General features: G+C 66.5%; 9 protein-coding genes and 1 pseudogene. 8 read left to right on the forward strand and 2 right to left on the reverse strand.

The window, feature by feature from the left end:
- The first annotated feature begins 87 nt into the window (after window positions 1-87).
- The 7 genes from accD to HMPREF2886_RS16640 all read left to right on the forward strand — a co-directional run bounded on the left by accD (window position 88) and on the right by HMPREF2886_RS16640 (window position 7269).
- Window positions 88-960, forward strand: a complete 873-nt coding sequence (gene accD / locus HMPREF2886_RS16610) for an acetyl-CoA carboxylase, carboxyltransferase subunit beta (protein ID WP_003104199.1) — start codon at window positions 88-90, stop codon at window positions 958-960.
- Window positions 957-2246, forward strand: coding sequence for a bifunctional tetrahydrofolate synthase/dihydrofolate synthase (folC, locus tag HMPREF2886_RS16615; protein ID WP_070747868.1), 1290 nt, complete (start codon window positions 957-959; stop codon window positions 2244-2246). Before accD ends, folC begins: the two co-directional genes overlap by 4 nt.
- A gap of 3 nt (window positions 2247-2249) precedes the next feature.
- Window positions 2250-2933: an SPOR domain-containing protein gene (locus tag HMPREF2886_RS16620; protein WP_070747871.1), complete on the forward strand. Its 684-nt coding sequence runs from the start codon at window positions 2250-2252 to the stop codon at window positions 2931-2933.
- A 73-nt stretch (window positions 2934-3006) separates the two neighbouring features.
- Window positions 3007-3549 (forward strand): CvpA family protein, encoded by a 543-nt coding sequence (locus HMPREF2886_RS16625; protein WP_003113932.1) that lies wholly within the window; start codon window positions 3007-3009, stop codon window positions 3547-3549.
- A gap of 222 nt (window positions 3550-3771) precedes the next feature.
- Window positions 3772-5277, forward strand: coding sequence for an amidophosphoribosyltransferase (purF, locus tag HMPREF2886_RS16630; protein WP_003091383.1), 1506 nt, complete (start codon window positions 3772-3774; stop codon window positions 5275-5277).
- Between the two features lie 16 nt (window positions 5278-5293).
- Complete coding sequence (locus tag HMPREF2886_RS16635) at window positions 5294-6505, forward strand: O-succinylhomoserine sulfhydrylase (protein ID WP_003110062.1); 1212 nt, start codon at window positions 5294-5296, stop codon at window positions 6503-6505.
- Window positions 6502-7269, forward strand: coding sequence for an SDR family oxidoreductase (locus HMPREF2886_RS16640; RefSeq protein WP_058173218.1), 768 nt, complete (start codon window positions 6502-6504; stop codon window positions 7267-7269). The genes HMPREF2886_RS16635 and HMPREF2886_RS16640 overlap by 4 nt, the downstream gene beginning before the upstream one ends.
- 94 nt (window positions 7270-7363) lie before the next feature.
- Here HMPREF2886_RS16640 and xcpQ read toward each other — a convergent pair whose 3' ends face one another.
- Window positions 7364-9337: a GspD family T2SS secretin variant XcpQ gene (xcpQ, locus tag HMPREF2886_RS16645; protein ID WP_009313777.1), complete on the reverse strand. Its 1974-nt coding sequence runs from the start codon at window positions 9335-9337 to the stop codon at window positions 7364-7366.
- Between the two features lie 4 nt (window positions 9338-9341).
- Window positions 9342-10049, reverse strand: a complete 708-nt coding sequence (gene xcpP / locus HMPREF2886_RS16650; protein WP_042173362.1) for a type II secretion system protein N — start codon at window positions 10047-10049, stop codon at window positions 9342-9344.
- Window positions 10050-10268: 219 nt separating this feature from the next.
- Between xcpP and xcpR the strand changes: the two are divergent.
- Window positions 10269-11224 (forward strand): annotated as a pseudogene (xcpR, locus tag HMPREF2886_RS16655) (GspE family T2SS ATPase variant XcpR); the annotation flags it as partial.

An 11224-nucleotide genomic window follows, 5' to 3' on the forward strand; every position in this document is an offset into this window, starting at 1 on the left:
GCCGGCGGTCACGAAGATGAATTTGCTCAGGGACGCCGTCACCGTATCGGTGCGGCCATCCCGACCTTGCACTGGAGAACAAAGAGCATGAGCAACTGGCTGGTAGACAAGCTGATCCCTTCCATCATGCGTTCCGAGTCCCAGAAGAGTTCGGTGCCGGAAGGCCTGTGGCACAAATGCCCGTCCTGCGAAGCCGTGCTGTACCGTCCGGAGCTGGAAAAGACCCTGGATGTCTGCCCGAAGTGCGATCACCACATGCGCATCAACGCGCGTACCCGCCTGGACATCTTCCTCGATGAGGACGGTCGCGAGGAACTGGGCGCCGACCTCGAGCCGGTCGACCGCCTGAAATTCCGCGACAGCAAGAAGTACAAGGATCGCCTCGCCGCGGCACAGAAGGATACCGGCGAGAAGGACGCGCTGATCGCCATGAGCGGCAAGCTACAGGGTATGCCGGTGGTCGCCTGCGCCTTCGAGTTCTCCTTCATGGGCGGTTCGATGGGTGCCATCGTCGGCGAGCGCTTCGTGCGCGCGGCCAACGTCGCCCTGGAGAAGCGCTGCCCGCTGATCTGCTTCTCCGCCTCCGGCGGCGCGCGCATGCAGGAAGCGCTGATCTCGCTGATGCAGATGGCCAAGACCTCGGCGGTCCTGGCGCGCCTGCGCGAAGAAGGCATCCCGTTCGTCTCGGTATTGACCGATCCGGTCTACGGCGGCGTTTCCGCCAGCCTGGCGATGCTCGGCGACGTGATCGTCGGCGAACCCAAGGCGCTGATCGGCTTCGCCGGTCCCCGCGTGATCGAGCAGACCGTCCGCGAGAAGCTGCCGGAAGGTTTCCAGCGTAGCGAGTTCCTCCTCGAGCATGGCGCCATCGACATGATCGTGCATCGTGCCGAGTTGCGGCCGCGCCTGGCCAATCTGCTGTCGGCCTTCACTCATTCGCCGAGCCCCGTATCCGCATGACCCAGCGTTCCCTGGCCGATTGGCTGAGCTATCTCGAACAACTCCATCCGACGGCCATCGACATGGGCCTGGAGCGTTCCCGCGAGGTAGCGCGCCGGCTCGGCCTGGGAAGGCCGGCGAAACGCGTGGTCACCGTTACCGGGACCAACGGCAAGGGCTCTACCTGCGCCCTGCTCGCCGAACTGCTGCATGAGCAGGGGTTGTCGGTCGGGGTCTACAGCTCGCCGCACCTGCTGCGCTACAACGAGCGGGTGCGGATCGACGGCGTCGAGGCCGGCGATGCGCAACTGTGCGACGCCTTCTCCGCGGTGGAGGCCGCACGCGGCGAGATTTCCCTGACCTATTTCGAAATGGGCACGCTGGCCGCCTTCTGGCTGTTCGAGCGCGCCGGGCTGGACTTCGCGGTGCTGGAAGTCGGCCTTGGCGGGCGCCTGGATGCGGTCAACCTGATCGACGCCGACCTGGCGCTGATCACCAGCATCGGCCTGGACCATGCCGACTGGCTGGGCGATACCCGCGAAAGCGTGGCTTTCGAAAAAGCCGGTATCCTGCGCGCCGGCAAACCGGCCCTGTGCGGCGATCTCGATCCCCCGCAGCCATTGCTGGAGCAGGTGGCTGCGCTGGGGGCACCGTTTTACCTGCGTGGTCGCGACTACGACCTGGCGCTCGCCGATCATGGCTGGCACTGGCGCGGACTGGCCGCGGACGGCCAGGCGCTGGCGCTGCACGATCTGCCGTTGCTCGAGTTGCCCATGGAAAACGCCGCGCTGGCCCTGCAGGCCTACGCGTTGCTCGAGTTGCCCTGGCAGGCGGAGCGGCTGGCCGAGGCGCTGCGGCGGACCCGGGTGACCGGTCGCCTCGATCGCCGCGACCTGTCCTGGAACGGCCAGCCACGCCAGCTCCTGCTGGACGTCGGGCACAATCCCCAGGCCGCCCAGTACCTGGCGCAACGCCTGCGTGCCGCAGCGCCACGAGGACGCTACCTGGCGGTCTTCGGCCTGCTGGCGGACAAAGACCTGGATGGCGTACTGGAACCCTTGACTGGCTTGGTGCAGGATTGGGCCGTTGCACCGTTGCCGACCCCGCGTTCGCGGCCGGCCGCGGAGCTGGAGGCGGCGCTGATCCTGCGCCAGGTTCCGGCGAGCAGCCATGCGGATATCGCCGCCGCCCTGGACGCGCAGTGCGCCAAGGCTACCGCGGATGATGTCATTCTGCTGTTCGGATCGTTCTATAGCGTGGCCGAAGGCCTGGAATGGCTGGCCCGTAGAACGGATAAGGGGGAGTAAATCATGGCCTTGCTGGAAAGAGGGCTGAAGCAGCGCATCGTCGGGGCGTTGGTGCTGATCGCCCTGGCGGTGATCTTCCTGCCGATGCTGTTCACCCGCGAAGACGAGTCGCGCCAGGTCGTGGTGGAAGCGCCGCCGCGCCCGCAATCGCCGGCCATGCCCAGTGTCGAGGTGCAGCCGACCGAGGTGCCGGAACTGCAGCCCGGCGAAGAAGACATCGCTCCCGAGATCGTCCAGGAAGGCTCCCCGGCCGCCGCCGGGCAGCCTAGCCAGCCGATCGGCGGCCTGCCGACGACCCCGCCCGCCACCCAGCCGCCCGCCCAGGCCCAGGCCCAGGCCCAGGCCCAGGCCCAGGCGCCGGCCGCCAGCCAGCCGCCAAGCCAGCCGCAACCGCCCGCTGCGCCGCCGAGCCCGCCGCCCGCGGAGAAGCGCCTGGACGCCAACAACCTGCCGCAGAGCTGGTCGGTACAGCTTGCCAGCCTGTCCAACCGGGCGCGCGCCGAGGAATTGCAGAAGACCTTGCGCTCCCAGGGCTACAACGCCTATATCCGCAGCTTCGACGGGATGAACCGGGTCTTCGTCGGGCCGGTGATCCAGCGCGCCGAGGCGGATCGCCTGCGCGACCAGTTGGGCAAGCAGCAGAAGCTCAACGGCTTCGTCGTGCGCTTCCAGCCGGAACGCGGTTGACCGCGACCCGCGGCTTACCGTCGCGGGCGCGCTCTGCTAAAATGCAGCGCCTTTTCTGCTTGTGGGCTGCATAGTGGCATTTACCTGGGTCGATTGGACGATGGTCGCCATCATCGTCGTTTCCAGCCTGATCAGTCTGAGTCGCGGCTTCGTCAAGGAAGCCTTGTCCCTGCTTACCTGGATAGTCGCCGGCGCGGTGGCCTGGATGTTCGGCGGGGCGCTGGCGCAGCACCTGGGTGAATACATCCAGACCCCCTCGGCCCGCATCATCGCAGCCTGCGCGCTGCTGTTCATCGCCACCCTGCTGCTCGGGGCGCTGGTCAACTACCTCATCGGCGAACTGATCCGGGTCACCGGCCTGTCCGGCACCGACCGCTTCCTCGGCATGGTCTTCGGCGGTGCGCGCGGCGTACTGCTGGTCGTGCTGCTGGTCGGCCTGCTCAGCCTGGCCCCGGTACAGCAGGACCCTTGGTGGCAGCAGTCGGTGCTGATGCCGCATTTCCTGATGGTCGCCGACTGGTCGAAGAACTTCATTCTCGGTTTCGCCGGCCAGTGGTTGCCGGCCGCGCCGATAACGCCGCCGAGCGGCATCGGCGGGCTGCTTCCCAGCCAGTGATTTTGGCGGGACACTGGCCGAGGCCGGGTCCCGCGGTTTTCCAGGGCGGCGCGTCGATGGCGCGGCGCCGGCGGCACAGGACGTGCCGCGAGCCAGTCGGCGGCGAAGGTCGCCGATTCGCGGGAGCCAGTGGCCCACGAGGCCCTGGTCAGCTCGATGGTCCGGGACGGGCCGATCGCGCTTCCCATCTTTCCAGCTTGAGCCAAGTAGGGGTTGCGTCACATGTGTGGCATCGTCGGTATCGTGGGCAAGTCGAACGTCAATCAGGCGCTGTATGACGCGCTCACCGTCCTCCAACATCGCGGCCAGGACGCTGCCGGTATCGTCACCTGCCATGACGATAAGCTGTACCTGCGCAAGGACAACGGCCTGGTCCGCGACGTCTTCCAGCAGCGCCACATGCAGCGCCTGATCGGCAGCGTCGGCATCGGCCATGTGCGTTACCCGACCGCCGGCAGCTCCAGCTCGGCGGAAGCGCAGCCGTTCTACGTCAACTCGCCCTACGGCATCACCCTGGCGCACAACGGCAACCTGACCAATGTCGAGCAGTTGGCCAAGGAAATCTACGAATCCGACCTGCGCCACGTGAACACCAACTCCGATTCGGAAGTGCTGCTCAACGTGTTCGCCCACGAGCTGGCGGTGCGCAACAAGCTGCAGCCCACCGAGGAGGACATCTTCGCCGCGGTTTCCTGCGTGCACGACCGTTGCGTCGGCGGCTACGCGGTGGTGGCGATGATCACCGGCCACGGCATCGTCGGTTTCCGCGACCCCAATGCGATCCGTCCGATCGTCTTCGGCCAGCGGCATACCGAGAACGGCGTCGAATACATGATCGCCTCCGAGAGCGTGGCCCTGGACGTACTCGGTTTCACCCTGATCCGCGACCTGGCGCCGGGCGAGGCGGTGTACATCACCGAGGAAGGCAAGCTCTACACCCGCCAGTGCGCCAAGGCGCCGAAATACGCGCCGTGCATCTTCGAGCACGTCTACCTGGCGCGTCCGGATTCGATCATGGACGGCATCTCGGTGTACAAGGCGCGCCTGCGCATGGGCGAGAAGCTTGCCGACAAGATCCTCCGCGAGCGTCCCGACCACGATATCGACGTGGTCATCCCGATCCCGGACACCAGCCGCACCGCGGCGCTGGAACTGGCCAACCGGCTCGGCGTGAAGTTCCGCGAGGGCTTCGTCAAGAACCGCTACATCGGCCGCACCTTCATCATGCCCGGCCAGGCGGCGCGGAAGAAATCCGTGCGGCAGAAGCTCAACGCCATCGAGCTGGAGTTCCGCGGCAAGAACGTGATGCTGGTGGATGACTCCATCGTCCGCGGCACCACCTGCAAGCAGATCATCCAGATGGCCCGCGAGGCCGGGGCGAAGAACGTCTACTTCTGCTCCGCCGCGCCGGCCGTGCGCTACCCCAACGTCTACGGCATCGACATGCCGAGTGCGCACGAGCTGATCGCGCACAATCGCAGCACCGAGGACGTCAGCAAGCTGATCGGCGCCGACTGGCTGGTCTACCAGGACCTGCCCGATCTGATCGATGCGGTCGGCGGCGGCAAGATCAAGATCGATCACTTCGACTGCGCCGTGTTCGACGGTGAGTACGTGACCGGTGACGTCAACGAGGCCTACCTGAACCGGATCGAACAGGCGCGCAACGATGCGACCAAGGCCAAGAGCCAGGCGGTCAGCGCGATCATCGATCTGTATAACGACTGACAAAGGGGAGAGCGGCATGACTCAGGACTGGGATGCCGGGCGTCTCGACAGCGACCTGGAAGGCGCGGCCTTCGACACCCTGGCGGTTCGCGCCGGGCAACGGCGGACGCCGGAGGGCGAGCACGGCGAGGCGCTGTTCACCACTTCCAGCTACGTCTTCCGCACCGCCGCCGACGCGGCCGCGCGGTTTGCTGGCGAAGTGCCGGGCAACGTCTATTCGCGCTACACCAACCCCACGGTACGCACCTTCGAGGAGCGCATCGCCGCCCTCGAAGGAGCCGAGCAGGCGGTGGCCACGGCGTCGGGCATGTCGGCGATCCTCGCCCTGGTGATGAGCCTGTGCAGTTCCGGCGACCACGTGCTGGTCTCGCGCAGCGTGTTCGGCTCGACCATCAGCCTGTTCGACAAGTACTTCAAGCGCTTCGGCATCCAGGTCGACTATCCGCCGTTGAGCGATCTCGCGGCCTGGGAGGCGGCGTGCAAGCCGAATACCAAGCTGTTCTTCGTCGAGTCGCCATCCAACCCGCTGGCCGAGCTGGTGGATATCGCTGCGCTGGCCGAGATCGCCCACGCCAAGGGTGCGCTGCTGGCGGTGGACAACTGCTTCTGCACGCCGGCCCTGCAACAGCCGCTGAAGCTCGGTGCGGACGTGGTGATCCACTCCGCGACCAAGTACATCGACGGCCAGGGCCGGGGCATGGGCGGGGTGGTCGCCGGTCGCGGCGAGCAGATGAAGGAAGTGGTCGGCTTCCTCCGCACTGCCGGACCGACCCTCAGCCCGTTCAACGCCTGGCTGTTCCTCAAGGGCCTGGAAACCCTGCGTATCCGCATGCAGGCGCACAGCGCCAGTGCCCTGGCCCTGGCCGAATGGCTGGAGCGCCAGCCGGGCATCGAGCGGGTCTACTATGCGGGCCTGCAGAGCCATCCTCAGCATGAGTTGGCCCGGCGCCAGCAGAGCGGCTTCGGCGCGGTCGTCAGCTTCGACGTGAAGGGTGGGCGCGATGCCGCCTGGCGCTTCATCGACGCTACCCGGATGGTCTCGATCACCACCAACCTGGGCGACACCAAGACCACCATCGCCCACCCGGCGACCACCTCCCACGGTCGACTGTCCCCCGAGGACCGCGCGCGCGCCGGGATCGGCGACAGCCTGATCCGGGTCGCGGTCGGCCTGGAAGACCTCGACGACCTCAAGGCCGACATGGCCCGGGGGCTGGCCGCGCTGTGATCGAACCCAACCTGCGAGGCAACGGCAAGGTCGCCCTGGTCACCGGGGCGGCCCGGGGCATTGGCCTGGGCATCAGTGCCTGGCTGATCGCCGAGGGCTGGCAGGTAGTGCTTGCCGACAACGACCGTGAACGCGGGGCCAGGGTGGCCGAGGCGCTGGGCGAGCACGCCTGGTTCGTGGCCATGGACGTGGCCCAGGAGGGCCAGGTGGCGATGAGCGTGGCCGAGGTGCTCGGTCAGTTCGGCCGCCTCGACGGCCTGGTCTGCAACGCCGCCATCGCCAATCCGCGCAATACGCCGCTGGAGGCGCTGAGCCTCGGCGAGTGGACCCGCACCCTGGCGGTCAACCTGACCGGTCCGATGCTGCTGGCCAAGTACTGCACGCCTTATCTGCGCGCGCACAATGGCGCCATCGTCAACATCGCCTCGACTCGTGCCCACCAGTCGGAGCCTGACTCCGAGGCCTACGCCGCGAGCAAGGGCGGGTTGCTGGCGCTGACCCATGCCCTGGCCGCCAGCCTGGGCCCGGAGATCCGTGTCAATGCGCTCAGCCCCGGCTGGATCGATACCCGCGAGGCCACCGAGCGCGAGGCTGCGCCGCTGACCGAGCTGGACCACGACCAGCACCTGGTCGGCCGGGTCGGAACGGTGGAGGATGTCGCGTCGCTGGTGGCCTGGCTGCTCTCCGAGGACGCCGGTTTCGTCACCGGCCAGGAATTCCTGGTCGATGGCGGCATGACCCGGAAAATGATCTACCTCGACTGAGTGTTGCCATGTCGATGTGAAAAAGGCGCTGACCCGCAAGGGGCCGCGCCTTTTTTGTTGTCCTCCGCTGTCTCGCAGGAGAGCCCGAGGAACGTTACTCCGCTTTCAGGTCGCGCAGGTCGACGGTCTGACCGTCGAACAATTGTCCGGCGCTGCTCGGCAAGATGCTCCCACGGCCTTCTGGGCTGCGACGGCCGTCGAGCACGCGGATGTCGCTGTACTTCTTCCCGGAAATCGCCGCCAGGCCTGCGCCGTCGAGCACTACGGTCGGGCGCAGGAAGACCATCAGGTTGCGCTTGGTGTGAGTGTCCTTGGTCGAGCGGAATAGCTTGCCCAGCCAGGGAATATCGCCGAGCAGCGGTACCTTGGACTCTGCCTGCACCACGTCGTCCTGGATCAGGCCGCCGAGCACGATGACCTGGCCGTTCTCGGCGAGGATGGTGCTCTTGATCGAGCGCTTGTTGGTGATGATGTCGGTGTTGCTGACCTGCTGCACGCTGGGGGCGATGGAGGAGATTTCTTGCTCGATCTCCAGGCGCAGGGCCGCGCCGTCGTTTATATGCGGGGTGACCTTGAGGTTGACGCCGATGTCCTTGCGTTCGACCGTGGTGAAAGGATTGCTCGAACCTTCGCTGTTGGTAGTGTAGGAGCCGGTATTGAAGGGGACGTTCTGACCGACCAGTATTTCCGCTTTCTGGTTGTCCAGGGTCAGCAGGCTCGGGGTCGACAGCAGGTTGCTCTTGCTGTTCGCCGACAGCGCGGTGACCAGCGCGCCGAAGCTGCTGCTGCCGATACCGACGATGGCGCCGTCGGGAAGCGCTGGCGGCTTGTCGTCCTTGAGCGCCTGGAGCAGGGTGCCGATGGACAGCCCGGTATTGCCGAAGTTGGTCCTGGTCCCGCCCATGCCGCCCTTGTTGATCGCCCATTGCACGCCGACGGCATCCTGGATGTCGCCGGAGATCTCGACGATGGCCGCTTCCACCAATACCTGGGCGCGCGGCACGTCTAGCTGGCGAACGATGTCCTCGAGGGCGTTGACCGTGTCCGGGTCGGCCAGCAGGATCAGGGCGTTGGTGCTTTCGTCGGCTCGGATCAGGATGTTGCTCGGTCGGCCGCCGCCGGTCTGTTCGCCGCCCTGGCCGCCGTTGTTCTTCATGCCTTCGGAAATCTGGCCGAGGGTTTCCGCGAGGGTCTTGGCGTCGTTGTGGCGCAGGCGGATCACCCGGGTGTTGGCCGAGCGCGCGGTCGGGGTGTCCAGCGACTGCGCCAGTTGCACCAGCTTGGCGCGCGCCTGCGGCGGGCCGAGGATGATCAGGCGGTTGGTGCGCGCGTCGGCGATCACCTGGGCGCCTGCCGCGCCCTTGGCCTGGCCGCGGCTCATGGCGTTGTTGAGCACCTCGGCGGCGTCCATCACCCAGCCGTAGCGCAGGTTGATCACGCTGTAGTCGTGGCTGCCCTTCTGGTCGAGCTGGCGGATCACGTCTTCGATTCGCGCGATGTTGGCGCTGCGGTCGCTGATGATCAGTGCGTTGGCCGAGGGCACCGCGGCGAGGTGGCCATATTGCGGGACCAGCGGACGGATCAGTGGGATGAGTTCCGATACCGGGCTCTGCTGCACCTGGATCACTCGCGTCTCCAGGCGATCCGGCGCGCTCTGGCCGCCGCCGGCCTCGGTCTTGGCCTCGGCGTTGGGCACGATGCGCGCCTGGTCGCCCTGGGCGACCACGGTGAAGCCATGGGTGCTCATCACCGAGAGGAACAGCTGGTAGACCTCGCTCAGCGAGAGCTGGGCCTTGGAGACCACGCTGACCTGACCCTTGACCCGCGGGTCGACGACGAAGGTCTCGCCGGTGATCTCGGAAATCTGGTCGATGAATTCGCGGATGTCGGCATCCTTGAGGTTGATCGTCCAGTGCGCCTCCTGCTGGTTGCCGGCGGGGACGAAGGCGTTCCCGCCGCTGTTTTCGGCGTGCGCCGCCTGGATGCCGAGGGCCAGGCTGAGAAGGACGGCGGGAACGTACGAACGACTGGAAGGGGCAAACAGGGCGCGGAGCAAAGGCTGGGACATCGGGTCAGTCGCTTTCCGTAGGCGTGGTCGTGGGCTCGCTCGAGTCTTCTTCGGCGGGTTCTGCGATGGGCGTGGCTTCCATCTGCTGGCGCAAGGCGTCCAGGCGCTCGCGCAATGCTGCAGCGTTCTCATCCTGCAGGCTTTGCAGTTGTTCGATCGAGTCGTTCTCGCTTGTAATGTCGTCCGCGCTGGCCAGCAGTCCCCCGGAACGGTGCGGGAAGGGCAGGCTTTCCAGGCGCCCGCCGCGCTGCAGTTCGACGCGGTCGCGGTAGACCGCGTGCAGCTTCACGCCGTCGCTGATCTCGCCGCCGACCGCGTAGCGGTGCGGCTTGTCGCCCTGGCGCTGGATGATCGCGCTGGACAGCTTGGGATCGCTCTGGACGAAGCTGCCCTTGAGCACCAGGTCGAGGTTGGTGGCCGGTGGCGGGGCGTTGGGGTCCTGGGCGCTGGTGCCGAAGAGGCGCGCCAGGCGGGTCGGGTCGCTGCGGGTCGATTCGTGGCTGACCGGCGAGGCGGCGACGGCCACCGGGCTGCGTTGCAGGCGTAACCAGCCGGCGGCCTGCCAGGCGAGACTGATGCTCATGGCGATGATCAGGGCAACAGCCAGAAGGGCCGGGGCGTACCGCTGCAGCCAGCGGGAAGAGGCGCCGGAGAAAGGCAATACATCACTCCTGGTCTTTATCGTTATGTCTGAAGATCGCCGAGGGATCATAGCAGTTCGTTGCCGGTAGGCTACCTACTTCTATCAATAGGTGTGACTGGCCGGGCCAGGCACGCTTGTGCTTAAGATAACGGTTCGCCAGGATATTTCTGCAAGAGGAACCCGGGACCGGCCGCACAAAATGACTAACAACTAACAATACTGACGGTAACCGTTCAGTGGTCATATACGACCAAGATACTTCTGTAAGGTTACCGCTATAAGGCATCCATGATGACAGCCCCGTTACCCGATATCGCCGAGCCGGCCGCACCGCCACGGCGTCTGCCGTTCAGCTTCGCCAAACGCCAGGGCCTGCTGTTCCTGTGTCTGGAGGACCAGTACTGGTTGGCCTGCCGGCCGCAGGTGGAGCTGGCGGCGATCGCCGAGGCGCAGCGCTTCGCCGGCCGCCGCCTGCCGCTCAAGGCGCTCGGCGAGGATGCCTTCAACCAGGCCCTGGCGGCGTCCTACCAGCATGACTCCTCGGCGGCCATGCAGCTCGCCGAGGACCTCGGCGGCAGCCTGGACCTCGCCGCGCTGGCCGACCAGGTCCCGGAAACCGAGGACCTGATGGAGCAGGAGGACGACGCGCCGATCATTCGCCTGATCAACGCGATCCTCGGCGAGGCGATCCGCGAGAACGCCTCGGACATCCACCTGGAAACCTTCGAGAAGCGCCTGGTGGTGCGCTTCCGCGTCGACGGCGTGCTGCGCGAGGTGCTGGAGCCCAAGCGCGAGCTGGCGGCCCTGCTGGTATCGCGGATCAAGGTCATGGCGCGGCTGGACATCGCCGAAAAGCGTATTCCCCAGGATGGGCGGATTTCCCTGCGGGTCGGCGGGCGCGAGGTGGACATCCGCGTCTCGACCCTGCCTTCGGCCAACGGCGAGCGCGTGGTGCTGCGTCTGCTCGACAAGCAGGCCGGGCGCCTCAACCTGCAGCACCTGGGCATGAGCGAGCGCGACCGCAGGCTGATGGACGAAACCGTGCGCAAGCCGCATGGCATCCTGCTGGTCACCGGGCCCACCGGTTCGGGCAAGACCACCACCCTGTACGCCAGCCTGACCACGCTCAACGACCGCACGCGGAACATCCTCACCGTCGAAGATCCGATCGAATACCACCTGGAAGGCATCGGCCAGACCCAGGTCAATGCCAAGGTCGACATGACCTTCGCCCGCGGCCTGCG

Origin of the sequence: Pseudomonas sp. HMSC066A08, assembly GCF_001813025.1 — a bacterium.
GTDB classification, from domain to species: Bacteria; Pseudomonadota; Gammaproteobacteria; order Pseudomonadales; family Pseudomonadaceae; genus Pseudomonas; species Pseudomonas aeruginosa.